Below are 25,192 nucleotides of genomic sequence, written 5' to 3'. Positions count from 1 at the left end.
TGACATCCTTACTCTTTATTATGCATTATGCTCTGGAAGCGTAGCTGCCATCTTGTGTATTAATGATCAGTTTGTCTCCTTGATTTACGAAGAATGGTACATTGACGGTCAGGCCAGTTTCCATCACAGCAGGCTTTGAACCGCCTGATGAGGTATCCCCTTTGATATTTGGTTCTGTTTCTGCAACTTCCAATACTACGGTATTTGGCAGATCAACACCTAAAACTTCATTACCATACATAATGACGGTCAATTCCGTATTTTCTAATACATAAAGCATTTCTTCTGCTACTTGTTGTTTTGGCATTTCGATTTGTTCATAGCTTTGCATATCCATGAAGACATAGTTATCTCCGTCATCATAAAGATACTGCATTTTTTTATTATCAATTTGAGCTTTTGCTACTTTTTCACCAGCGCGGAAGGTTTTTTCTTGAACTGCTCCCGTACGTAGATTTTTAAGTTTCGAACGAACGAAGGCCGCACCTTTACCTGGCTTTACATGTTGAAAATCGACTACGCGCCAAATGCCGCCGTCCACCTCGATCGTTAAGCCAGTTTTAAAATCGTTTACTGAAATCATGATACTTCCTCCTAATTCAATCTCTGCAGATTTGGTTCTAGTTTATCATTTCTTGTTTACTTACGCTACCACTACTCAATAAGACTTATAAAATGATGAGCTCTTTTGGTGACCGCGTCAAAATTCGATTTCCTTCAGCTAAAATCACCAAGTCATCCTCAATTCGAACACCGCCTAACCCAGCTAAATAGATTCCTGGCTCATCAGTAATAATATTCCCCACATTCAACGGTTTATCATTTGAACGACTGATATTCGGCCCCTCATGAATCTCCATACCGATCCCATGACCTGTAGAATGTCCAAAGGCTTCTCCATAACCAGCTTCAGTAATGAAATCACGAGCAACCCCATCTAACTGTGCTCCGGTCACACCAGCTTGTGCTACCTCAATGACTTTTAATTGTGCTTCCAAAACGATTTGATAAATCTCCTTCAATTGTTGACCGGGATCGCCAATCGCAAATGTCCGTGTAATATCTGAAACATAGCCTTGATAGACGCATCCAAAATCAAGCGTGATTAAATCTCCTTGTTCGATCATTTTTTCGCTGGCAACGCCATGTGGCAAAGCAGAACGAACGCCGCTAGCCACAATCGTATCAAACGATGTGCCCGTTGCCCCAAGTGAACGCATGAAGAAATCCAACTGATTAGCAACTTCAATTTCAGTCATGCCCGGACGGATCATTTTCAAGACATGCTCGAAGCCTTCATCAGCAATAGCGCAGGCCTTTTCAATAATGGCAATCTCTCCATCATCTTTTTGTTCTCGCAGTTTCTCAATCATACCACTAGCTGGAGCCAGCTCCGCGTCAATCACTTCTTCAAAAATAGAATACTCGGCGTAAGTCATGGATGCATCCTCAAAGCCAAGCACATTGATGCCTTCACTTTCCATCAATTTGATAATCTCATCAACAATATTACCTTGCTGTTGGATAATCGTCATTCCTTGCACCTGTTCACTCGCTTGTTCAGTGTAACGAAAATCAGTAATAAAGAACGCTTTTTCTAATGTAATCAATGCTAATCCAGCTGTTCCGGTAAAATTAGTCAAATAACGAAGGTTTGCTGGACTTGTTACCAAGTACGCGTCAATAATTTCTTTTTTCATCAGTGCTCGTAATTTCTCAATCCGTTTTATCATTATTATCACCCATCATTCATTATATCAAAGAGTTTCGAAAAGCTGAACGAACACGACTAGAAAAAGAAAAAGCAACGAATGCACAAAAAAACAGAAGTCACACGTTCAACTTCTGTTTCTTTTATCATCGCCGTCCGGTAAAGAATGACACAACCGCCACAACAACTACTGCACCTAAAATCGATGGCACTAATGCCATCCCAGCTAAATGTGGTCCCCAGTGTCCAAATATCGCTTGTCCAATATAAGAACCAGCCAAACCAGCAATAATATTGAAAATGCAACCCATTTGTTTACCGCGTCCAGAAAGACTACCACCGATTGCGCCAATGATAGCACCAACAATTAATGTCCAAATCATCATTATCTCTCCTCATCTGTTCTATTCGAAATTATATAATCACTTAATAGTAGCTGATCCTTACTGTATATCTTACTAGCAAACTAACAAAAATTTTTCTCTAAGTATATCGGTCGATAATTTTATTCATTTGATAAAGGGCTAATATAAATATCTGTTTCAGTGATTCAGATGCTCATCTCAATTGTCAAGAGTTAAATAGCGCTTTTTCCAGAAAGTTTCTCAATTGTGAAACGCAAATAAAGGTTGGTATAAAAGCATTTTACTCTTTGTAAGCGGCTAAAACAGACTTTGAAAATGCTTTTCTTGACAATCCTGTGAATAACTTTTTATTGAATCAGATCTGACCGCAGCTTCACACTATTTTGCTCCCAATTTACTGCACCTAAGCGATAAGGAAAAGCACCTAGCAAGGAAAAGCTTCCAACTTCTGGTACGTTGATCTTATTCATACGAGCACTCCCTTTAGCTAAATAGCCTGTTCCCATTTTCAGCATATCTTTTAAATTGAGATTGCTGCCGGAGTATTCTTTGACTGTCCCATAATTATTTGTAATGGAAGATAGCCGTGGGCGAACTGTTTTGCGTTTCATCAAGCGAATGATATCCTCTTGGCGTTCAAACACATCAATTCGACCATCCTGATCAATCTGATAACTAGTGCCTACTGAATAATTGACAAATTTTGGTTAAATGATGATTGATTGATTATTCAGTTCTAAGAGAGATATCTTCGATATCCATCTGAAAAATTGGCGTAAAAAATCTGCCGTCAATTTTGACAGATTCATTGCGATAACACTCAACACGATGCTTGATAAAGTCGTATCTTGACGTTTTGTGGTAATTAAAGCCGCGCCAAAACAGCGTTTCAATTGGCTGAAGCCACGCTCTACCTCAATTCGGTCTGTGTTGTCCTGATATTCGGTTAATTTATCTCGATTTTCATTCTTTCTTGGTCGACCTAATGCTGGTCCAGAAAGTCGGATATTTCGTGCTTTACAGTATTGAATGTTTTGCCGATTACGATAAATTTTATCAGCTAATACGCGTTCTGGATAATATCCATGCCGGTCGTAATATCGCCGGATTGCTGAAACGAGTACTTCTGATTCATTGTATGCATCAAAACTAGTTCGTTCGATGCGGGCGATTCCTCCATCGATGCTCATATCATATTTCGCTCCAAATTCAGTTGCAGCTTTGACTTTTCCGCGCACAATTGGACGAACCCATGGCTGGTGAAAGCTGACGATTCGATCAGAGACGCAATGGGTACGATGATCGTACATGTACTTTTGTTGGTCATAGATTTTTTGGATTATTTCCCACCATGTTTGATGCTTTTCAGATAGAGTAGTGCCCTTGGTCAGGAACTTTCGAATAATTTTCGCATCACGGTTCAAGAATCCTAAAAGTTTCCGAAGCTGGGCACGCAACCATTTCCTTGCTTTCTTCTTGCGTCGAACGACGTTCAAATAAACTTTACGTGCTACTTTACGATAGATCCGAGGCCTCTTCCAATTGTTCTCAGCACAAAGAGTGTCAATGATTGTTTCGGCATGTGTTCGTGCATCATTTAAAAGTTCAGTATCCGTAGGATACTTGATATTCTGGGGCGAACAGGTTGCGTCAAGAATCAAGGTACCAGATGATGAGTCATCGTTATCATTTGAGCTGTCATGGTTCGATTTTTCATTGTAAGCGACAATCTTCTCGTTGATCTCAATCAAAGTTGTCTTGTCTAATCGCTTACGAAAATTGACCATTGATGTGGCATCGAAAGGTCGTTCATCTTGGTAACCAGGTAACCCGATAAAAAATTGAAGATATGGATTTTCTTGAATTTGTAACACCGTTTCTTCATCACTGTAGCTGTACTCTTTTTGGATGAGTAAAGCGCCCAATGCCATGCGCAGCGGTTTTGCGACATTCCCTTTTTTATTTCGAAAGTTTTTCGCGTACTCTTCTCCAACTCTATCCAAGGAATCCGTTCTGCTTTTTTGATCCAGCGATTTTCAGGATTCATTTTTAAACCGATAGGTTGATTAAAATCTTCAAAAGCGAGTTGGGTGTGAATTTGCGGTTTATACATTCAAAAACCTCCAAAAAGGGTAAGAGTGCACGGTTTTCAGCATATTACTGAAAAAAGGCCTGCATTAATTTTATCAGATATCAGCGGGTGTTGCTGGTAAGTTAAGGTTTTAGAAATGATCGGCAGACATTAACTAATATACGCATCAATCTCATCAAGAGTCATCCGGTGGTCACCTTTCGTAAACTGTTGTCCATTTTTCAGAGCGATAAAATCTTTATAAACAGTTACTGGCATTTTACCATCTGCTTCAAGGCCAGCCTCCTTCACTCCTAATAGACTGTCCGCTTTTTTTAGGATTAAGTATTTTTTTACTTCTATAGAAAAGGCCACGGAGAAATAGCTTAGAAATTTTTCGATCGGTACTTGGGTATACAATTCTCCCAACGTCAGTTTTTGAATCTTTATTTCGGGTGAGACACGTAAAAGGCTGTTCACTCCGCTCGTTAAATCATAAACAAAAAAACTGGAATATTCCCGATCTTCAAACACAAACAAAACTTTCATGACGATCTTCCTCTCTAAAACAAGTGTATAAAAGATCTAAAAGAAAATCATCCGTCGAAAGACTGAGGTTTAAATAGAAAAACTTTCGATAAGTCGCTATCGAAAGTTTTTTCTATTAATCTACATATTGTGTATCATTGATTTTCGCTACTGAATAGTTGCCGTCTTTATACTTCAAAGTAGTAACACTGCAATTATCGATGGCTTCTCCTTGATATTCACCCGGAACCAGCATTTCTAACAATGTCGGAATCATACTCCCCGAAGAAACGATCAAGACTTTTTTTGCTTTTTGCTTTTTCGCATCGGCAACTACTTTGTCCATCGCAGCTTGCCCTCTTTTAGTGATATCTTTATAACTTTCTGCGACTTTCAACGGATCGCTCTCAGCAATAGCATCTGCTACCCCTTCATCACCTAGTTTATTAACCAGCTTGTCATAATCTGTCCAATCCTCATCGAACTTCAAATCGTTCGCTTCAAAAATTGGTGTCCACATCTCAGCGTTCGTTTTTCCTTCAAAACCGCCATAATTCCATTCTTTGAATCCGTCGTGTTCAGAGAGCTTAGGCGTCTTCTTCTCGTTCTCAGCCAGGATTAATTTGGCAGTATTTCTTTGACGTCCTAAATCACTGGAATAGGCTAAGTCAAACTTCGTATCTTTCAATCCCTTACCCACTTGTTTTGCTTGTGCAATTCCTTTATCTGTTAAAGGTGAATCTGCGAATCCTTGAACTTGTCCTGTTGTATTGAAAAAAGTTTTCCCATGACGAACCAGATAAATGGTCACTTCCGCTTTTTTCTCGGAATTTTTTTCTTTTGCTTGTACTGAAATACCACCAGCTAAACTAAGACCTAATAAGGAAACAAACAATAATCCCCAAATTTTTTTCATTTTATAGCTCCTCCCCGTTATTTTTAATGACTTTTTTATACCAATCAAAAGAATCCTTTTTCAGCCGTTGCAAACTCCCCTGACCTTCGTTGTCTAAATCAACATAAATAAAACCGTATCGTTTACTCATTTCACCAGTTGTCGCACTGACTAAATCAATTGGTCCCCAAGTCAAGTAACCCATGCATTCTACAAAGTCTTCTTCTACTGCCTGCTTCACTGCTTTAATGTGTTTTTCTAAATATTCGATACGATAGTCATCATGAACGGTTCCGTCTGCTAATTGATCGATCGCCCCCAGCCCGTTTTCAGTAATCAGGATTGGCAACTCGTACTTTCGGTATAAATAGTTCATGACATAGCGAATACCTGTTGGATCAATTCCCCAGCCCCATTTAGATTGTTCTAGATATGGATTTTGAAGACCGCCGAATAAAGCTGACTCGCCCTCTACCGGACGGTTTGGTTCAGACAGACTAGACATGTAATAATTTAAGCCAATAAAATCAATCGTTCCTTTAGCAAAATCTTCAACATCTTCTGGTTGATTTCCTAAATCGAGCGCTAATGCTTGATATTGTTTCATTTTGTATTTAGGAAACTTACCATTACACATGGCATCGACTTGATAATAATCCCGATCATTGTCTAAAAAGGCCTTCAATACATTATCTGGGTGGCAGTCATAGGAATAGATTGGATTCAAGCCGAAGACACAGCCGATTTTATTTTCAGGATTGAGTTCTCTTCCAAGTCTAACTGCCTTCACTGCAGCTAATGTCATGTTATAGCCAATTTTGGCTAACTCTTCTACTGGGTTTTCCATCTCGCTGTATTTTAAGCCCGCAATCAAATAAGTGAAAATATCCGATTGTTCGGACTGTGGATCAATATGATTCATCTCATTGAAAGTCACCCAATATTTCACTTTGCAATCATACGTCCGCATGACCGTTTCACAGTAATGTAGATAAAAATCAATCACCTGTCTATTTTTCCAGGAACCATATTGGCGAACTAAATGAATCGGCATTTCGAAATGATAAAGTGTTACAATCGGCTCAATTCCATTTGCTATTAATTCGTCAATCACTTTTTCATAAAAATCCAATCCAGATTGGTTAGGCTCCTGCTCATCTCCCTTAGGAAAAATCCGCGACCAATCAATCGAGATACGTAACGCTGTGAACCCCATTTCTTTAAACAGTTGAATATCCTCTTGGTAATGATGATAAAAATCAATTCCTAGATGTGAAGGATAGTCTAACGTTGGATCAATTGTCTCCGTGATTACTCGTGGTTCTTTGTTTGATCCTTTCGTAACATAGTCCATGATTGCTGGACCTTTTCCATCTTCTTGCCAAGCGCCTTCACATTGATGGGCAGCAATACTACCACCCCAGAAAAAATCATTCGTAAATGTCATGTGTCTCTCCTTTTTATAGAATCACTGTTAATAATTCATCATCTTGTTCATTACTGGTTGAAATCACATCAAGATAATCATTTGAATTTGTTACCACCACAATGATTACTGGATCAAAACCGGCTTCTTTTACTTTATCAGCTTGATATTTCGCTAAAATGTCACCTTTTTTGACTTCCTGTCCTTTTTCTACGAAGCTTTCGAAATATTTACCTTTTAGATTTACTGTGTCAACACCAATATGGATCAATAACTCAACACCATTTTTCGTTTTAATGCCATACGCATGTTTGGTTGGAAATGCAACTGTCACAGTTCCTTCAACTGGTGAAATAATCGACTCCTCTGCTTGAACTGGCATGATTCCAACACCCTTTCCTAACGCTCCAGAGGCAAAGGCTTTATCACTAATTTCGCTTAATGGAACTACATCTCCTTCAGCAATTTTTCCAATACAAACTTGTTTCAATCCTTGGTTGTTCTCTAATGCTTCAACAAATTCTTTTTCTTCAAGTTCTTCTTCGGATTCTTCTTTAGGAATGCCGATACCATACGCCACAGCTGTAGCACCAACAAAGCCAACCACGACACTAATAATCATCCAAATAAAGTTACTTGTTCCGCCTGCTAGATAAGTCGGTAATGAGGCTAATCCCCAAACAAATCCCATTGTTTTCACACCGGCTAACCCTGCAATCAATCCGCCTAATCCACCACCAATAATAACCGCTAAAAATGGTCGACGATATTTAACAAAAACCCCAAATACAGCTGGTTCAGTAATACCCATTAAAGCACTAAAACTGACCGTACCGAACATTTGGCGCTGATGACCTTTTTTTGCACGTAAGAAGTAGCCAAACATTGCACCACAAACTGCCACATCAGAAATTGTTGCCGCATGCATGATTATTGGATCGTAGCCGATTGTTCCCAAAAAGTTCAATACAATTGGATAAGTAAAATTGGCAGCTCCTAAAACAATCAAGAATGGTTGGAAGGCCGCATACAAGACAACTACAATCCAGTTGCCAATCGTATTCATTAACACATCAAAGAAGGCACTTACGCCATCACCGATCAATGTTCCAATCGGGCCAAAGACGACTAAAATAACTGGAAAGGTTAATACCAGTGATAATGCCGGAACTAAGAAATATTGCAACCCACTTGGAATGATTTTCTTCAAGTATTTTGTCACGACACTCAAGAACCAAACACCCAACAAGATTGGAATAAAGGTATTCGCGTAACCGATCGTTGGTAGATGATAACCGAACAATTCCAAACCTTTTGCCCCATCAATATTAGTAGAAAGTATGCCAACTGCCAGCGCCATTGCTACATACTCATTCAATTTCATTCGTTTAGCTGCTGATGCTGCAATAAAGACTGGTAAGAAGTGGAAAACCCCACCACGCAGCGTATCAAAAATCATGTATGTTGGACTGTCTTTAGAAACTAATCCTGTTAATGAAATGATTGCCATGATTCCTGCGATCATTCCGGCTGCAAGTAAAACTTCAATAATAGAAGTCATGGTTTCAGATATCATGACTAAGATTGATGAGGCAATTCCTCGAACTCCTTTGGCCTTTGGCTTTTCAATTTCCTCCCCGTCAGGCTTCAATCCCAGCATTAGCATGAACTCATTGTACACATCCGTAACATGTGTTCCGACGATAATCTGATAGGCAACCTCATTGGAGACGACATCAATCACACCATCCAAATTTTTGATTTCTTCAGTTTTTGCTAAACTGCGATCCTTTAATGTTAAACGCAGGCGGGTCACACAGTGAGCGACTGCTTTGATATTATCTTTACCGCCGACTAATTCGATCAGCTGTTTATTTAATTTTTCATAACTCATTTTTTATCCTCCATTCTTTCTGTTACACGATTTATGTGAAGCATTAAATAGGTTTCTTCATTGATTGAAATCTCTAGATTAAATTGTGATTGTACATAGATTTTCATTTTCTGGACAGCTTTAAACGATTCTGGATACAATTGGCAAACTTGTTTATAAAGCTCCAAGGTTTCTGATCCATCATTGAATATTTCTCCGTTAACGATTCGCTGCACAAAGTATTGTAAATGAGTAGTGAAGCGCATATAATTCGTTGATTCGTCATCTAACGTCACATTAAAATGATGTTCCACAATCGATACTAGGTCACTTAACGCTCGCATCTCTAAAACATGGTCTTTTCGGCTATCGCGACTTTCTTCCATATTTACAAAGTGCAGGCATAAAGACACGGCTTCATCCTCAGGAAGCTGCAAACCCTTCTGTTCTTCAATCATTTTTAACGCCTTAAGTCCGACTTTAAAATGTTCTGGGTAAAAACGCTTTGTATCCCATATTAGCGGACTTTTGATAAACTGCTGTTTCTCTACACGTTTCAATAGGAACTCCAAGTGGTCAAGAAGAGCCAAACTCAAATAATCACTTGCCTTAATGTTTAATTGTTCCTCTCCATAGGAAATAATATTGCTGACCAAAAGAATATCGTTTGGATCTGAATGAGCCAATAAATAGCTGAAATGATCCAGCATATCAAAGGAATCAAGAATATACATTTTCTCAACTTCCTCTTCTGCGATCTGCTGTCCTTTTTTCTTTTTGAAACCAATTCCTTTTGCAACGACGAAGACCTCGTTTCCTCCCCGTTTCACCAATGCAACGTTATTATTTAAGATTTGGCTGATCTTCATACTTCCTCCTTTCCAGAAAAAAAACCCAAGAAAGTATACAGCGGGACCTTGGTCTCCAGCTATGCTTTCTTGAGTTCTGCCTGATCATCTTCAGTAACATACTCACAATCATGACTCCAGCGCCATGATCGGTCTTTTCTCTTAATTTTTATAGTCTCATTCTAAGTGATAAAAATATGAATGTCAACGCTTTCTTAAAATATTCCTTTTTATATGTTTTCACGTTCGCTTTCCACTATCCTAAATCCCCTTGTTATTTAACAGTTTATGACACCCTATAATAAATAGGACTATTAGCAAAAATAGGAATCAATGGTACAATGAACACGGAGAAAACCAATGAATAAAAAATAACTAACCAAAAAATCCTTAACAGAAAGGATCACATTATGAACACTATCAGCTATGTTGTTTTGGCGATGCTCGTACGTACGCCATTGACTGGTTATGAATTGAAACGTTTTTTGAATCTTTTTTGGGAGGCTCATCATAGTCAAATTTATCCTACCTTAAAAGAATTGCGCAAACAGGAATTAATCGAAATTGTCGATATTCCCGATGGCAAACGTAAAATCTATGATATTACTCCGGCAGGAAAAGAAGTGGTAAAAAACTGGGTCTTCACTAAAAGCCACGCTCCCTCTCAAAAAGATGAATTCTTAGCAAAAGTATTCACCATTTCTGCATTAGACCGTGATACATCAAAATTCTTGATTATGGAACGAAAGCAATACTTCAATGAACAATTAAAAGAGTATTCGACAGTTTTAAGCAGCTTGAGTGAGCTAACTAAAGAGGAACGCCGTAAAAATTTCGGTCGTGAATTGATTATTGAACGGAAGATTCGTCTATGCAAAGAGGAACTGTCTTGGTGTGAGTGGGCAGAAGAAAAAATCGACGCTTATTTTTCTGAATAAGTTTAAAGCAGATCTCTTGAGGTCTGTTTTTTTTGGCAAAAATAATTGTAAATATATTTATGTAAATATTGACATAAAATCCTTTTGTGATTAAACTGTTGAATGGAAAGTGGTGACTTAATGGAAAATTTAAACGAAAACAATGACAGTATAGTTACGGAGAAAGAAAATGGTAAAGCAGCGTATGTCGTTGCCTTTGCCTGCATGATCGCCTTCATGGGGATCGGATTGGTTGATCCCATTTTGAATTCGATCGCCAAATCATTACAAGCAACGCCTGCGCAAACGACGTTATTATTTACCAGTTACATGATGGTGACCGGAATTGTGATGCTGTTTACTGGTTTTGTTTCCAGTCGGATTGGTACTAAGAAAACCTTGATGTTGGGTTTAGCTATTATTATTTTATTTGCTTTGTTCGCCGGTTTGTCCAATACGATCGATGCATTGATTTATTTTCGTGCAGGCTGGGGCTTAGGAAACGCCTTATTCATTTCAACTGCCTTGTCTGCAATCGTCAGTGTGCTAATTGGGCAAACGGAAAAATCAATCATGCTGTATGAAGCGGCAATGGGACTTGGTATGTCGATTGGGCCTTTAGTTGGTGGTTCGCTAGGCTCGATTTCTTGGCGCTTGCCGTTTGCGGGTGTATCGGTTTTAATGCTGATTTCATTCTTATCAATCTTGATTATGTTCAAGGAATCCAAGGGAGAAAAAGAAAAAGTTGCCTTTTTTGCTGGTGTCAACGCCTTGAAAAATCATAAGTTACGCTCTGTAGGCTTGATCGCCCTATTGTATAATTTCGGCTTTTTTACTTTACTTGCTTATGCGCCCTTTTTAATGCCGAATTTTTCTGAAATGGAAATTGGTATGACCTTCTTTGGTTGGGGAATTTTATTGGCTATTTCCTCGATTTTCTTAGCCACTCGATTTGAACGAAAAATAGGAACATTCTATACCTTGATGATCGGCTTTATCGGTTTTGTTGTCTGCCTGCTGCTTATGGGAATCAATGCCGACCAACCCTCACTATTGGCTGCTGCGTTGATTGTCGCTGGTTTTTTCCAAGGAATAATCAACACCTTGATGACAACGATTGCGATGGAAATTCCTGGGATCAAACGAAACATCGCTTCATCAACTTACAGCTTCGTCCGCTTTTTTGGCGGCTCACTCGCCCCTTTTGTCGCCGGTTTAATTGGTGCAAAATTCGGCGGTAATTATACCTTCTACTTTGCAAGTGCGATGGTTTTCATCGGTATCATTTTAGTGGTTGTTCATTCACGCTATTTTGAAACTAAAGAAGAAGAGAACCTGTAACTGAAATAAGCCCGTACCTTGTAAAATTACAACGTACGGGCTTTTCATCTACCATCAGACTAGCAAAAAAGAAAACCGTCCAATAATTGATTTTATAACGATGCAACCAGCAATTAAAAATAGCGCATTTTTTGGATCTTGGATAAGTGGAATCTGCCAGTTAAATAACTGAACCACCGTAGTAAAAAGTGCCATGACACCAAAAATATACCCCATAATTGTTAAAGGATGTGCTGGCGCATTACTGATAAACTTGCCAATCGTCGGCATGACCATGCACATGGCAAATCCGATTAAACCTAACGTAATCACCGCTGATCTCGGGCCTTCAATAAAAAACAGTTTCCTTCCACATAATCCTGCATAAACGATCATTCCTGTAACAGCCCATTCCGCTGCCAGTATCCCGATTCCCTTCATCATTGATCACTCCTCAGATAGATTTTATTAAACTGGGTGATGTGCTTTTCTAAAAAGGACAATGCTTCTTCATACTTTTCGGGCTGATTATCGTATTTGGTCAACAGTAAATACAGAGGCGAATAAAATTGTAAAGCCATGACTTCAGGATCAGCATCCAAATAGACTTTTTCTGCTATTAATTGAGAAAACACCTGTGCTATATACTCTAACCCATTGTTAATGACGAGTTCGCGAAAAAAACTGCTTATTTCAGAACTACGATACTGTTCGATTGTCAGCATTCTACGCAATTGTGAGCCATACTCTGTTTCTAAGTAAAATTGAAACATTGTCAAACTCATCTGAATCAATTCTTCACGGACATCCTTTGCATTTAAGAGACCATCCAGTCTTTTTGAAGCGCCAATCTCGGCAGTTTCCTCTTGATAGCGCTGCTCAATGTCTAAAATGATTGCGTCAAAAATTGCTTGCTTTCCGCTGTAATGTCTATAGATTGCACTTTCTCGTATCCCAATTTCCTTTGCAATATCTCGAATCCCAACACCATCAAACCCTTTTTCAGAAAACTGTTTTAAGGCCACCTGTAAAATAAGCTTTTTAGTATCTCGCGCTGCTTTTCTTGGCATAGTCATCCCTCCGCAAATAAGTTAACAGCTGTTCACTAAATTATAGTGAACAGTTGTTAACTTGTCAAATGCACTTAAAAAAGATGTTGGGAAATTTGATTTGCTGATTATTAACAGTGAATTTCTCATGGTTATCTTGAGACTGCATTCTAATATTATGGCGATTGCTGATGAAGCTTCGGCAAAGCTGATTAATTAAGTAATTCCACAGAAAAAGAGAGACGATCACGCCTCTCTTTTTCTATCTTTACTAGTCTAATAAACTTGCTGCTTCACGATCTAAAATCACCGTTAGATTCGGATGCAAGCGCAAAACTGACGCGGGAACATCTTCTGTAATTGGTCCTTCCAACGCCTGTTTGATAATTGCGGCCTTCTTCTCGCCATTAGCGATCAGAACCAATTCTTTTGCTGCTAAAACCGTTTGAGCGCCAAATGTCACCATTTCTTCTCCTGGTTCATGGGGACTTGATTCATCAATCAGCTTATATAGCTCATCATCCTTCTCGATTGGTACCCGATAAACACCGAAATCAAAGGAGGTGAAATCTGGCAGATTGCCACAGAAGTGACCGTCTCCACCGATGCCCATCAAAACCAAATCCAAGCCGCCATCTTCAGCGATTTGTCGATCGTAGTCCTGATAATTTTGGACATCTAACACTTCAATATTTTCTTCTTCAATTCCTAACGGCTCGAATAATTCCTTCGTTAAGGCCTGCATCGTCATTCCGTATTCTTGACCCTTTAAGGTAATTTCATCAAAATTGTAAAAATGAGCCAAGCTTTGATCAAAAGACACCTGCTTCAATCGTTCAGCTAAGATTTCATACGCACGCTTAGGTGAAGAGCCCGCAGTCAGCGCCAGATTCACGCGGCGACTTTCCGCCCACTTCATCAAAACGATGTCCGCCGTTATTTGACTTAATGTTTCATAATCCTCTGTTACTAATAATTTCATTTCAACACCTGCCCTTTTCTTTTAATGATAGCATATCTTTTTGAAAGGGGTTCCGTTTTTTATTAACTAGGAATCTTTTCCTTGGCCGGCATCTGTAAAATACAATTTTGCGGACAGATTTCGACACATTCGCCGCAGTCAATGCACAGATCTGGATCAATTACCGCAACATTATTTTCCATCTTAATGGCTTTTTGCGGACAGGTCTTCACACACCGATTACAGGTGATACAGCCCACATCACAGATTTTTCGCACACCACCGCCTTTATCCTGATTGGAGCAGGCCACGAGCGCAGTGTTTTCTGCCGGCAGCATCTTGATCAGATTTTTTGGACAAGCGGTGATACATTTCAAGCAGCCGACACATTTATCAGGATCAACCTTGGCCACCCCGTCTACAATGTGCAACGCATCATAGTCGCAAACAGCCGCGCAATCACCAAATCCCATACAGCCAAAACGACAATCTTGCGGACCGCCAAAAATTTGGTTGGCGCCGTAGCAGGTCTCCGTTCCGGCGTAAGCCATTTTCTTATTCGTAAACTCACAGGTGCCATTACAGCGAACAAAGGCAGCAACCTTCTGAACATCCCCAACTTCAACGCCTAATATCTCTGCCAAGGCTTGTTGGGTAGATGGGCCCCCTGGCGTACAGTTGGTGGCTCCTGCTTCTCCTTTAGCCATCGCTTTAGCATAACCATCGCAGCCGGAAAAGCCACAGGCTCCGCAATTGATTCCCGGCAGCGCTTCTCGCAAGGCTTCTTCCTTTTCATCCACCGGTTTATGGAAGATGATGGTTGCCAAGGAAAGAATGACTCCTGCGATTAATCCCATCCCGCTAACAATGCCGATGGGTATCATGATTTCTGTCATTATTTCCACCCCCTACTGGAATAATCCTTCTGCCAAGCCGGCAAATCCAAGAAACGACAACGATACGATAGCGGCGGCAATCAATGTAATTGGCAGCCCTTTAAGCGACTCGGGAATATCATTTCCCTCCAAGCGGCCGCGTACCCCGGCAAAAATTACCATTGCGACTAAAAACCCGATTCCTGCGGCAAATGAATTAACCATTGATTGCACGAAGGAATAATTTTTCGAAAAATTCAGGATTGTAACACCAAGAACTGCACAGTTTGTAGTGATTAAGGGTAGATAAATTCCTAACGCGTTATAAAGCGGAGTCATATACCGTTTCATCACCACTTCTACTAGCTGCACAAGAGCGGCAATCGTCAGGATAAAGACGATCGTTTGAAGGTAATCCAGCCCCATCGGTACTAATACCGAAGCATACAGCGGATAGGTTACTAAGGTCGCTAATACCATAACAAAGGTAACCGCGAGAGACATGCCGACAGCCGTGTCCAATTTCTTCGATACTCCCAAAAATGGACAAATTCCTAGAAACTGTGACAAGACAAAATTATCCGTTAAAATACCGGCAACTAAAATCGTTACAAAAATCTGCATCACTGATCACCCGCCTTTTCATCACAAACCGTGGTACAGGCTTCAGCGACCGGACAAGCACTACAATCGATTTCTTTCGTCTTGCGATCACTCAACTTATTCGCTAGCATCACCAGCATACCGAAGACGAAGAACCCGCCTGGCGGCAGCAGCATGATCGTCATTGGTGGAATCACACCTGCCGTAATCGAAAAGCCTAATAAAGTTCCGCTACCAAGCAGTTCACGAATACCGCCCATACATAGCAGCGCCATTGTAAAGCCGACACCCATTCCTAACCCATCTAAAGCGGAATGAAGCACGGTATTATTTTTTGCGTAAGCCTCTGCACGCCCTAGAATAATACAGTTCACTACGATTAAGGGTAGATAAATCCCTAAAGTAGCATCTAAGGCAGGGGCCAACGCCTTCACCATTAATTGAACAACTGTTACAAAGCCCGCGATGATGGTGATAAATGCTGGGATTCTGACACGATCAGGAATCACCTTTCGCAAAAGTGAAATTACGACATTCGAGCCTAAAAGAACGACCGTTGCCGCAACACCCATTCCTAAACCATTCATTGCAGAGGTCGTCACCGCTAACGTTGGACAGGTCCCTAACATCAGACGCAGGACAGGATTTTCTTTGATCAACCCTCTGCTGAAAATAGTGGATGCTTTTTCTTTTTCCATTGCTTCTCCTCCCTATTTCTCTGACGTAGCGACTTGTTCAAACAGAGCAAGTGCCTCTTTGACTGATGCAGCAACGGCGTTGGAGGATTTGGTTGCTCCTGTTACCGCTTCTACTTGATTCATATTCGCAGGATCGTTCTTCACTACCTCCAGCGTCTCATCGGTACCGTCAAACTGATCGATAAACTCTTTTCTCGTGACATTTTGACCAAGTCCCGGCGTTTCGTTAGAGGCATCCAGCACATCGACACCGATGACTTTGCCATCCATCACTGCACTCATGACACTCACGTCACTGCCGTAGCCATAGGCCTTTGTCACGAAAAGATAACCAACAGTCTTGCCACCACTATCTAGCGCTTTGTAGCCTTGATTATCCCCTGCTACTTTGACTTCTTGAAAGTCATCAGCCTTAATCAGCTGGCTCATGACACTTTGAGTTTGCTCCCATTCTTGCTTGGCGATTCGGTCTTTAAAAACAGAACGTGTTCCAGCTACTGCAAAGGTGATCACTAGACAGATGATGAAGAGACATAACGCATCGGTAAAAATGACTTTGGAACTGGATCGCTTCATTTTACCTTCGCCTCCTCACCAAAAACCTTCGGAATCGTCAAATTCTCAATATGAGGGACTAAAATATTCATTAATAAAATGGCATAAGAAACACCCTCTGGTAACGCCGCAAAGAAACGAATCAAGACGGTAATAATCCCGCAACCAATCCCAAAAATAATCTTGCCGTTTCTGGTAATCGGTGAAGTCGTATAATCCGTCGCCATGAAAATCGCCCCTAGTAGTAATCCGCCTGACATCATTTGATATAACGGATCTCCGCCTAATAAGGTAGAAAAAATGACCACTGTTCCGATAAAACAAAGCGGAATAATCGGTGAAATCACCTTTCTTACTACCAAGTAGGCGCCGCCGAGCAGCAAGGCTAAAGCACAGGTCTCACCTAGACTTCCCGCGCGTATACCCAAAAACATATCCAATAACGAGGGAATCTTCTGACCTGTCTGAGAGGCTGAAAAATAAGTCGCCGATGAAATGACGTCTGGTCGGAACATATAATAGTTCAGCGGCGGCTGCCACGTACTCATTTGGGAAGCAAAGGACATCATCAGAATAATTCGGGCAGTGATCGCGGGATTCACGAAGTTTTGACCAACTCCGCCGAAAAATTCCTTCACGATCACGATTGCAATCACACCACCTAAAATAGCCATCCAAAATGGCAAGGTTACCGGCAGATTCAAGGCTAATAAGATTCCTGTGACAACTGCTGTCAAATTGTGAATCGAATCTGGCCGCTTTAAGATTTTCCGAGTGACATACTCACTGATGACACACGCCGCAACCGTTACAATAATCAAGATAAGCGCACGAAAGCCAAAGATAATCGTGGAGGCAATCACTGCCGGGATCAAGGCGATGATCACGTCCTGCATGATTCCTCGGCTGCTCCGTCCAGAGTGCAGATGGGGTGAAATGGAAACAGGTAATTTGTTCATTTGGCAGCCTCCCTTTCTAACTGTTTCGCTCGTTTCATTGACTGAACGAGTCTTCGGCCAGCCGGACAAACGAAGGCACAGCAGCCGCATTCCATACAGGCGGAGACATTCAATTTTTTCAAGCCTGCAAGGTCATTATTATGAGTACAGCGTTCGATTTGTACAGGCAACAGCGACATCGGGCAAGCCTCCACACAGCGTCCGCAGCGGATACATGGTGATTCCTCCGGCAGTTGTTGTGCAGCTCCTAAAATTGTGATGGCATTGGTTTGCTTCGTGATTGGCAAATCGACAGAAAATTGGGCAATTCCCATCATTGGTCCACCTAAAATAATCTTGCTAGGTTCATCGATCAATCCGCCGCAATAATCAATTACTTCGCCGATTGGTGTCCCCACTGGAACCACGACATTTTTCGGCTCAGCCACATTACCATCCACGGTAATTCGTTTGTGGGTTAATGGCATGCCGATCTCGATATAACGCTGCAACAGTGAAATGGTTGAAATATTCATGATTAAGCATCCAACCTCAGACGGCAATTTCCCTGGTGGAATTTTTCGTCCAGTGGTGGCGTAAACCAGCATTTTTTCCGCTCCTTGCGGGTACAATGATGGAATTTCCATAACATCAATGGACGGATCGCGATCAGCTAACTCATTTAAATGATCGCGCAACCTTCTTAATCCTTTTGGCTTATTACTCTCAATGCCGATAACACCATGAGCGATATTCAGGTACTTCATCACCAGCTGCATTCCTGCAATAATCCGTTCCGGATACTCCAAACTTTCGCGGTAATCCGATGTAATGAAGGGTTCACATTCTGCCCCGTTAATCACCAGCGTATCAATCGGTGTGCTCTCATTAACATTCAGCTTTACGTGCATAGGAAATCCGGCGCCGCCAATACCAACAATGCCGCTATCTCGTGCTGCCTTCAAAAGATCCTCCTTTGAGTGGATCTCCACCGGCTTGGGTTCCGGAAATTCCACAGGTAACCCATCACTTGCGATATGAATCGCGTCACACATCTGACCATTCGCCATCAAAACCGGTTTGATTCCCTTTACCTTTCCAGAAACAGAGGCATGGATCGGAGCTGAGACAAAGGCTTCCGAATCCGCGATTACCTGTCCGACTGTGACAACGTCCCCTTTTTTAACCGTCGGCGTACAAACACCTCCAATGTGCTGCTGCATTGGAATGGTCACAATTTTCGGCGGCTCCATAAAAACGCTTTCAAATTCTGCCGTATTTTTATTATGGGGGACTTTGACACCTCCTTTGAACTTTGCGATTGCTTTCGTTAATGTTTCCATAGACAAACCTCCCCTGTAGTCCAACAAAATCATTGGGCTTACTCCTCATTTTGCAACATTTCATACACCAGCAGGCTTATTCTTACCCCAAATAAATAATAGAAGAAAAATGCCAAAAAAGTGAAGCTGAACCTGTAGCTAGCTCGGTTTTATACGTTCATTTGTTTAATCCGAAAAAACTTTTCACAAAATGATTCACAAACTTCAGTATCGATTTTATCAGTATACTTATACGTTTATGATAGCACAGTGAAAAACAAATGTAATTAGTTTTCACAAACTCACAAAAAAAAGCGCCTAATTTCTTAGGCACTTTAATCGCTTATCACTTATGGTGTATTGGAAATGGTCCACTGCAGAATGGTTTGATAAGTTCCCGTTTGTTTTGGGGTATTTTTAGGAACAAAAAGCTGAAACTGATTCAGCGGCATCTCGAAATAGCCGGGAGCTGTAGTCGCGCTCAAGGAAAATAAGGTCACTTGATTGCTAGGGAGCATATGGACTGTCTGATTTGAAATGGAAAAATAATTTTGAAAGTTGCTATTTACTCCACCTAAGACGATATCTAGCCGAGCATTAGCTAAATTCTTCTGCCCGCTTACCCAAGAATTTGTTTGCGCAAGTTTCAGCTGCCAGGCTTTTGCTGTAGTTCGAGTATCATCAATTCGGATCGTTCCTGTTTGCAGCGGATTGGCGCTACTCCCACCGATATAGGCATTCCATGTTTCATCAACTTTCGTTTGAACCGGATGACTGCCGAAGTTCAAACTGCTTGGCAATAATTCGTTCTTCATCGTCAGGCTTCCAGCGGCGAAATAAAGATTTGTATTACCGCCATAGTTGCTTAACAGCTGGACATCAAAATTATCTGTTTGAAAAATCCCGCCGCGTACAACAGCCGTAAAATCTTGTGTCAATCCTGTGGGGCTAGAGACCAATGTCGGAAACGAAACGCTCGTTGACCCTAAAATGGAAGCCGCTACTAAATTTTTGCTAACTGTCGAATTCGCATTGCCAAGGGTACTAATCGTATTCGTCAAAGCAGTTAAGAGGTTATTTAAGACTACATTGATTAAAGGTAGAGGAGTGATTCCCTGAACGATCGCTTGTATGGCCTGTAAACGTATGATCAACGCGTTCGTTATAATTGGCAGCAGTCCTTGGCTAATATCCGCTCTTAATAGAGTCGACGAATACTGCTCTACCGGAGATAGGAATACCTGACGCCCGAAGTCTTCCTTATTCAATGCCGTAACCGCACTGTTAAGATTTGTCACCAGCGTACCCAATCCCAAGGTTGTCAGTAATCCGGTCAATGATGTTACCAAATCCAAAACCGTTCCTGTTACAGCCTTGATATCAGAAGCCAGTACCGTGACTGTGGTATCTACAGTGGCATTTCCATCTTTTTGAACCTTACCAGCTAATTGCGCCGGTACATTGACAAATACATACTTCGCACCTGTCCTTCCCGCCGTCGCGCCTATTGCTGTTGTTCCATTTATCGTAAAAGTCACGGGCTTATTCGCAACATTTAAATAGGGTGCTACTGAAGTAGTCCCGCTGTTGTTGCTCACTTGTGTATTTGAAAATAGATCCAATGACACCGCACTCACAATGATATTTGAACTGGTTAAAAATAGAAAAATAGCTAGTCCTGTAAGCCAACATTTATGAAACAAACGAAGCCGCTTTTTCGTCATTTTATCTCCCCCTTTATTCTCGCTTGGATTGCTCCCTTCAAAAATTTCCTTCGCGAGAAAATAATCGATGACAGGTAAAAATTGATCATTTATTTGTTTTTAATTGCTAAGCTTTCTTGGATAATCCAATAAAAAAGCCCTTTATTTCTATACCTTCTCCCTTAATTAAAGCTGGTGTATCAAAAAGTGAAAAATATTTTGCTTAACTGTGAAAATTCTGTGAGCAATCTTATAGCGTTATTTTCTAATAAGCTTATATAATTCCGACATAAGAAATATTTTCTTTTCTGCGCAGAAAAGAGCCACTACATTTTTTCCAAGAAAGGGGGAGACAATTGAAGACACAGATTGGAATCCTCTTGTTTTTTCTGTCACTCTTCGTTGTCCCTTCTCCAACGAGCGAAGCGGCCGTTACCAACGGCAAGGTTCAATACTATTACGAAAGCAGTACGGCTGCTAGTGACAGTTCCACCGCAAGCTCTCAGAACAGTACTAGCGTAACAAGCAACAGCACGACTGATGTTGATAATCATAAAGAAACACCTGCTTCACCAAGTAATCGAAGTAGCATGCAGCACTCAGGCATTACCCGATTTCTGCAAACAAATGATCAACGGAATATCTTTTTAGTCATTATTGGATTACTGATCCTCGCAATCGCTTTTTTAGGGTGGCGAATCGTCAAAAATAGGAGGAAAAACGAATGAAAAAACAAGCAGCCTTATTCATTGCCGCGCTTTTTGCCGGCAGCCTATTTACCTTTGCAACTGGCGCTCACGCTGCCGACACCACCGGTACCGTTGACTATACATCTGGCGGCATCACTTTTGATCCGCAAATACCCGGTGATCCAAGTGCGTCTCTGCCTACAAACTTGAACTTTGGTTCGCACCCAATCCAAACAACACAAGCAGAAACTTGGACAGCTACCTCTGATGGCGAACAAGCTTCTCCAGTAACAACTGGACAAGTTGCTGTCAGCGATAATCGCGGGGCGGCTGGTAGCGGCTGGTCTGTAAAGGTCGCTCAGCCAACACAATTCACGGCTGGGCAAAGTGAACTTTCTGGAGCGATCCTATCCTTTACTGTCGGAGCTCTTACCAACAACGTGAACTCGCTACCGACAGGTGATGGAATCGCCAATAACAGCACGGTTGACTTAGTTCTTGGTCAAACAAACTCCGTCATCACTGCGCAAGCCAATCAAGGGGCCGGCGAAACTGCTTTGCCGATCAATAAATTTACCTTGAATGTACCCGCCAATACGGCAAAGACAGCGGCCCAATACCAAACAACAGTCGTATGGACCTTCTCATCAACACCAAGCTAAAAACTCGGGCAGAATCCCGACTGCAGCCACGCCTACTGTGAAGGCGATCCCAGGCTGTAGACCATGATTCTGCCCTTTGATTGATAAATAAAGGGGAAAGAAACGATTGAGAGAGACTCTTCCATTACGCGGAAAATACAATTGAAGGAGACAAAAAATGTTAAAGCAGCCCATTTCATTGATTCGAGGACTGTTCCTCGTACTAGCCTTTTCATTTTTACCAATTGTCGCTCATGGAGAGTCATTGGATAGCTTTGATGCGGTGATTCACCCATCAGAGCATCAAATCGGAAAAGAACAGCTTTACTACGATTTACAGTACCAACCAAATGAAACCGAGCGACTAACAGTTACCTTAACTAATCGGACAGAGCAGCCGATCAAGCTGAAGGCCGCCTTTAATCGTGCGGTCACTAATAGTCTGGGTGTCGTTGAATACTCCGGGATGAATGAAGATGAGAGTGATTTCGGTCCCAATATCACCGACTACGTCAAGCTCAGTGACCAAGCTATTGATATAGCACCAAAGGAATCAAAAGATATTCATTTGGATGTAAAGATGCCAGACAAAGAATTTGAGGGAGTTCTAGCTGGCGGCCTTTACATCGAACAAATTTCAACCGAAAAAGTCGAAGGCAATATCAAAAATGTGTTTTCACGAGAGATCGCCGTCTTGCTGCAAAATAAAACAGACGAAGTAAAACCAGATTTGAAAATCGCCCAAGCAAATGCCCTTCAGGTCAATCACCGCAATGCGGTGACCGTGACTGTTGACAATGAAAAATCAACCTACGTCAAAAATACAGCCATTGATTATCAAGTCGAAAAAGATGGCAAAACTCTCACCAAAGACAAGAAAGAAAAGTTAACCTTAGCACCAAGTTCACGCATGCCCTTCTTGATTCAAATGGACAATACGGAGTTTTCTCCAGGAACCTATACCGTCAAAATGACCGTACGCTCCGGAGAACAAAAATGGACCGGCAGTCCAACCTTCACCATTAATCAAGAAAAAGCCAATAATTACAATGATCAAGATGTTTCACTTGAAAAGGACACGACAACACCTTGGATCTGGGCAGGGATTGCCGTGATCATCCTATTACTAGCCGTCGTAATCTTCATGTATAACCGAAACAGGAACTTGAAGAAGAAAATAGATGGAAAATAAAAGAAAGCGGCGCCTCTTCATTTCAAAAGAGGCGCCGCTTTTTTTTAATAAGGTTGAGTAGCTAGACGGATTGTTACTAAAATAAACAACGTTACAGCAATACAAGAAGCACGATACACAGCAAATTAGCAGCTGCTAAAATAAATGAGCCAAAAACAATAATTCCTATTTTCTCCCGTAATGACTGCCGAAGGTCCCATCCTCTTTGACGGGCCAATACTTTTGTACGCATATCCTTTTCCTCCTTACCCATTCCAAAATAATAATTGTCCAAAAAAGTCGTTTGATTCAAATGCCGTCAATCATTCAGCGAATGCTTTTGCCTTTAAGAATAAATCAGTACAAATCTATCCTTCTGTACACCTAGATTATATACTGAAAAGGATTTGGGTTACCCCCAGGAACTTGTTAATCTGTTAAAAAATTGATTATTCGTAACAATGAGAAAACTCTGCGGTCACCTTCCCCCTCTTGTCTAAATAATCCAACTTGTCGTTTTGATAGATAGTCTCGTCTACTGTCAACGAGATTTGACATGACAACAAAAACAAACTACTATAAATGATAGTAGTCGTTCTACTATCACTCGTAGATAGATTAAATAGAAAACTGGATAGAAAGAAGGGTTTAGCGATGCGAACGATTGATTTGATTGTTCTGGGAATTCTAAAAAAAGAATCTCTCAGTGCCTATGATATCCAAAAACTTATTGAATACCGCAACATTTCTCAATGGGTAAAAGTCAGTACGCCAACAATCTATAAAAAGATGCTGCAGCTGGAAAAACAAGGCTACGTCAAAAGCACCCTGAAGAAAAATGGAAAGATGCCCGAAAAAGCCGTCTACTCATTAACCAAAAAAGGCAAGACTGAATTCGAGAAATTAATGCTGGGGATCGCTGCTCGCCCTATCAATATTTTTCTAGATTTCAATGCCGTGATTCTCAACCTCGACAGTCTCTCCCCCGCAGATCAAAAGGCCTGCATCAGTATCATTGAAGCTAATGTACAAAAAATGAAAGCAACCTTGGAAGAAAGCCTTCTAACCAACAAGGCTGAATCAGATATTCCTGCCACTGGAAAAGCTGTGATGCATCAGCAGTTACTTTTAATTAAGGCCATTGAGGAATGGATTGTTACTGTGAAGAAAGGATTTTGAGGATAATAATCGGAGGACCTATCTATGCTAAATAAAGAAAATATCTATAAAAGTTCATTTTCAACAATCAATGGCAATATGATTATCCTTTCTCCCCATCCATTACTGCGACCCTATATTGCCAATTATACTTTTACTGATCCTAGTAAAATGCATCCGCAGCAAACAATCCTGCCCACCATCAGTTCAACCCTTGTGTGTACCTTTCAAAACGGTCAATTTACCGCAGGTCTTCGAGGTGTAAACACAAAACCAACGATGATTGCTGACTATGCGCGGCAATTTGATTTTATGTTTTTAGTAGAGTTTCACGCGTCTGGACTTTATCCTTTTCTGAACATTGATCAGCATCACCTGGCAGACAAGGGATTTCTCTTTGCAGATTTAAATCAGGCATTATATGAACAAATAGCCGAAGCATATTACACTGCCAAAACGATTCATAAATTGGCGAGTAATTTGGATCAAATTTTCTTGAAAAAAATAAATCAAATAGAATTGAATCCTGCGTTTTGCATCGCTTTTGAAAAACTCCTTAAAAGCAATGGATCAGTTCGTGTAAAGGATCTGGGAAAAGAAACGTATTACAGTGAAAAGCAATTGAATCGCTTATTTATGAAATATACCGGAGCAAAGGTTAAAACCTGTTCTCGAATCATCCGCATGAAGCGAGCTGTTGATCTATTACATAGCAAACCCGAAACGTCCTTGCTATTTGAGGAGACCGGTCATCATGACTATGCTCATTTTATCCATGACTTCACCGCAATCTATGGGATCACTCCTAAGAAATACCTAGAGAAGATGTCCCTTTTTTACAATGACCCCTACAAATTGTAAAGGTATACTTTCAA

28 protein-coding genes and 1 pseudogene are annotated in these 25,192 nt (G+C 40.9%); 8 read left to right on the top strand and 21 right to left on the bottom strand.

Annotation, left to right across the window (positions count from 1 at the left end):
* Window positions 1-25 precede the first annotated feature (25 nt).
* The 10 genes and pseudogenes from efp to IGI52_RS00265 form a co-directional block, all read right to left on the bottom strand.
* Complete coding sequence (gene efp, locus IGI52_RS00310; RefSeq protein ID WP_016180534.1) at window positions 26-583, bottom strand: elongation factor P; 558 nt, start codon at window positions 581-583, stop codon at window positions 26-28.
* A gap of 85 nt (window positions 584-668) precedes the next feature.
* A complete protein-coding gene (locus IGI52_RS00305; RefSeq protein ID WP_102872554.1) occupies window positions 669-1,733 on the bottom strand; it encodes a M24 family metallopeptidase in 1,065 nt (354 codons plus the stop codon).
* 124 nt (window positions 1,734-1,857) lie between these two features.
* Window positions 1,858-2,094 carry a GlsB/YeaQ/YmgE family stress response membrane protein gene (locus tag IGI52_RS00300; RefSeq protein WP_034876217.1) on the bottom strand — a complete coding sequence of 79 codons (237 nt, stop codon included), beginning with the start codon at window positions 2,092-2,094 and terminating at the stop codon, window positions 1,858-1,860.
* A gap of 329 nt (window positions 2,095-2,423) precedes the next feature.
* Window positions 2,424-2,720: a hypothetical protein gene (locus IGI52_RS00295; RefSeq protein WP_438780086.1), complete on the bottom strand. Its 297-nt coding sequence runs from the start codon at window positions 2,718-2,720 to the stop codon at window positions 2,424-2,426.
* 63 nt (window positions 2,721-2,783) lie between these two features.
* Window positions 2,784-4,189: pseudogene (locus IGI52_RS00290) on the bottom strand (IS5 family transposase).
* Window positions 4,190-4,318: 129 nt separating this feature from the next.
* Window positions 4,319-4,696: a hypothetical protein gene (locus IGI52_RS00285; protein ID WP_438780085.1), complete on the bottom strand. Its 378-nt coding sequence runs from the start codon at window positions 4,694-4,696 to the stop codon at window positions 4,319-4,321.
* A 115-nt stretch (window positions 4,697-4,811) separates the two neighbouring features.
* A complete protein-coding gene (locus IGI52_RS00280; protein WP_270791195.1) occupies window positions 4,812-5,591 on the bottom strand; it encodes a histidine phosphatase family protein in 780 nt (259 codons plus the stop codon).
* Between the two features lies 1 nt (window position 5,592).
* Complete coding sequence (locus IGI52_RS00275) at window positions 5,593-7,017, bottom strand: family 1 glycosylhydrolase (RefSeq protein WP_438780084.1); 1,425 nt, start codon at window positions 7,015-7,017, stop codon at window positions 5,593-5,595.
* A gap of 13 nt (window positions 7,018-7,030) precedes the next feature.
* The gene (locus tag IGI52_RS00270) at window positions 7,031-8,890 is read right to left on the bottom strand and encodes a beta-glucoside-specific PTS transporter subunit IIABC (RefSeq protein WP_438780083.1); all 1,860 of its coding nucleotides are present in this window, start codon (window positions 8,888-8,890) and stop codon (window positions 7,031-7,033) included.
* On the bottom strand, window positions 8,887-9,738 hold the full coding sequence (locus tag IGI52_RS00265) for a PRD domain-containing protein (RefSeq protein WP_127978717.1): 852 nt from the start codon (window positions 9,736-9,738) through the stop codon (window positions 8,887-8,889). Before IGI52_RS00265 ends, IGI52_RS00270 begins: the two co-directional genes overlap by 4 nt.
* A gap of 389 nt (window positions 9,739-10,127) precedes the next feature.
* Between IGI52_RS00265 and IGI52_RS00260 the strand changes: the two genes are divergently transcribed.
* Both IGI52_RS00260 and IGI52_RS00255 read left to right on the top strand, forming a co-directional pair.
* The gene (locus IGI52_RS00260) at window positions 10,128-10,655 is read left to right on the top strand and encodes a PadR family transcriptional regulator (RefSeq protein WP_438780082.1); all 528 of its coding nucleotides are present in this window, start codon (window positions 10,128-10,130) and stop codon (window positions 10,653-10,655) included.
* Window positions 10,656-10,757: 102 nt separating this feature from the next.
* Window positions 10,758-11,975, top strand: a complete 1,218-nt coding sequence (locus IGI52_RS00255) for an MFS transporter (RefSeq protein ID WP_438780081.1) — start codon at window positions 10,758-10,760, stop codon at window positions 11,973-11,975.
* 54 nt (window positions 11,976-12,029) lie between these two features.
* Here the strand turns inward: IGI52_RS00255 and IGI52_RS00250 are convergent, their stop codons facing one another.
* Window positions 12,030-12,398: a hypothetical protein gene (locus tag IGI52_RS00250; RefSeq protein WP_154059610.1), complete on the bottom strand. Its 369-nt coding sequence runs from the start codon at window positions 12,396-12,398 to the stop codon at window positions 12,030-12,032.
* Window positions 12,395-13,024, bottom strand: coding sequence for a TetR/AcrR family transcriptional regulator (locus IGI52_RS00245; RefSeq protein WP_127978715.1), 630 nt, complete (start codon window positions 13,022-13,024; stop codon window positions 12,395-12,397). Before IGI52_RS00245 ends, IGI52_RS00250 begins: the two co-directional genes overlap by 4 nt.
* 61 nt (window positions 13,025-13,085) lie before the next feature.
* Here IGI52_RS00245 and IGI52_RS00240 point away from each other — a divergent pair, with 61 nt between their 5' ends.
* The gene (locus tag IGI52_RS00240) at window positions 13,086-13,223 is read left to right on the top strand and encodes a hypothetical protein (RefSeq protein ID WP_161169098.1); all 138 of its coding nucleotides are present in this window, start codon (window positions 13,086-13,088) and stop codon (window positions 13,221-13,223) included.
* 51 nt (window positions 13,224-13,274) lie between these two features.
* Here the strand turns inward: IGI52_RS00240 and IGI52_RS00235 are convergent, their stop codons facing one another.
* The 8 genes from IGI52_RS00235 to IGI52_RS00200 form a co-directional block, all read right to left on the bottom strand.
* Window positions 13,275-13,985 carry a glucosamine-6-phosphate deaminase gene (locus IGI52_RS00235; protein WP_127978714.1) on the bottom strand — a complete coding sequence of 237 codons (711 nt, stop codon included), beginning with the start codon at window positions 13,983-13,985 and terminating at the stop codon, window positions 13,275-13,277.
* Window positions 13,986-14,047: 62 nt separating this feature from the next.
* Window positions 14,048-14,860, bottom strand: a complete 813-nt coding sequence (locus IGI52_RS00230) for an RnfABCDGE type electron transport complex subunit B (protein ID WP_154059611.1) — start codon at window positions 14,858-14,860, stop codon at window positions 14,048-14,050.
* Window positions 14,861-14,872: 12 nt separating this feature from the next.
* On the bottom strand, window positions 14,873-15,463 hold the full coding sequence (locus tag IGI52_RS00225; protein ID WP_016180520.1) for an electron transport complex protein RnfA: 591 nt from the start codon (window positions 15,461-15,463) through the stop codon (window positions 14,873-14,875).
* Window positions 15,463-16,140, bottom strand: a complete 678-nt coding sequence (rsxE, locus tag IGI52_RS00220; RefSeq protein WP_438780080.1) for an electron transport complex subunit RsxE — start codon at window positions 16,138-16,140, stop codon at window positions 15,463-15,465. The genes IGI52_RS00225 and rsxE overlap by 1 nt, the downstream gene beginning before the upstream one ends.
* Window positions 16,141-16,152: 12 nt before the next feature.
* On the bottom strand, window positions 16,153-16,716 hold the full coding sequence (locus IGI52_RS00215) for an FMN-binding protein (protein ID WP_438780079.1): 564 nt from the start codon (window positions 16,714-16,716) through the stop codon (window positions 16,153-16,155).
* Window positions 16,713-17,654, bottom strand: a complete 942-nt coding sequence (locus IGI52_RS00210; protein WP_127978710.1) for an RnfABCDGE type electron transport complex subunit D — start codon at window positions 17,652-17,654, stop codon at window positions 16,713-16,715. Before IGI52_RS00210 ends, IGI52_RS00215 begins: the two co-directional genes overlap by 4 nt.
* The gene (gene rsxC / locus IGI52_RS00205) at window positions 17,651-18,976 is read right to left on the bottom strand and encodes an electron transport complex subunit RsxC (protein WP_311894851.1); all 1,326 of its coding nucleotides are present in this window, start codon (window positions 18,974-18,976) and stop codon (window positions 17,651-17,653) included. Before rsxC ends, IGI52_RS00210 begins: the two co-directional genes overlap by 4 nt.
* Window positions 18,977-19,305: 329 nt before the next feature.
* Window positions 19,306-20,679, bottom strand: a complete 1,374-nt coding sequence (locus IGI52_RS00200; protein ID WP_438780078.1) for an adhesive domain-containing protein — start codon at window positions 20,677-20,679, stop codon at window positions 19,306-19,308.
* 335 nt (window positions 20,680-21,014) lie between these two features.
* Here IGI52_RS00200 and IGI52_RS00195 point away from each other — a divergent pair, with 335 nt between their 5' ends.
* The 3 genes from IGI52_RS00195 to IGI52_RS00185 all read left to right on the top strand — a co-directional run bounded on the left by IGI52_RS00195 (window position 21,015) and on the right by IGI52_RS00185 (window position 23,180).
* On the top strand, window positions 21,015-21,386 hold the full coding sequence (locus IGI52_RS00195; RefSeq protein WP_375355997.1) for an LPXTG cell wall anchor domain-containing protein: 372 nt from the start codon (window positions 21,015-21,017) through the stop codon (window positions 21,384-21,386).
* Window positions 21,383-22,009, top strand: coding sequence for a WxL domain-containing protein (locus tag IGI52_RS00190; protein ID WP_154059617.1), 627 nt, complete (start codon window positions 21,383-21,385; stop codon window positions 22,007-22,009). Before IGI52_RS00195 ends, IGI52_RS00190 begins: the two co-directional genes overlap by 4 nt.
* A gap of 157 nt (window positions 22,010-22,166) precedes the next feature.
* Window positions 22,167-23,180, top strand: a complete 1,014-nt coding sequence (locus IGI52_RS00185) for a DUF916 and DUF3324 domain-containing protein (protein ID WP_438780077.1) — start codon at window positions 22,167-22,169, stop codon at window positions 23,178-23,180.
* A gap of 91 nt (window positions 23,181-23,271) precedes the next feature.
* On the opposite strand, the gene IGI52_RS00180 is transcribed toward IGI52_RS00185, so the two are convergent.
* Window positions 23,272-23,412 (bottom strand): hypothetical protein, encoded by a 141-nt coding sequence (locus IGI52_RS00180; RefSeq protein ID WP_155856973.1) that lies wholly within the window; start codon window positions 23,410-23,412, stop codon window positions 23,272-23,274.
* Window positions 23,413-23,813: 401 nt separating this feature from the next.
* Here IGI52_RS00180 and IGI52_RS00175 point away from each other — a divergent pair, with 401 nt between their 5' ends.
* On the top strand, window positions 23,814-24,338 hold the full coding sequence (locus IGI52_RS00175; RefSeq protein WP_016180511.1) for a PadR family transcriptional regulator: 525 nt from the start codon (window positions 23,814-23,816) through the stop codon (window positions 24,336-24,338).
* A 24-nt stretch (window positions 24,339-24,362) separates the two neighbouring features.
* Complete coding sequence (locus IGI52_RS00170) at window positions 24,363-25,178, top strand: helix-turn-helix domain-containing protein (RefSeq protein WP_438780076.1); 816 nt, start codon at window positions 24,363-24,365, stop codon at window positions 25,176-25,178.
* Window positions 25,179-25,192: the final 14 nt, after the last annotated feature.

Origin of the sequence: Enterococcus sp. DIV0187, from assembly GCF_051713785.1 — a bacterium.
GTDB lineage: Bacteria > Bacillota > Bacilli > Lactobacillales > Enterococcaceae > Enterococcus_A > Enterococcus_A avium.
Note: the sequence above shows the minus strand (reverse complement) of the source record. Positions and strands in the feature narration are given on the sequence as shown.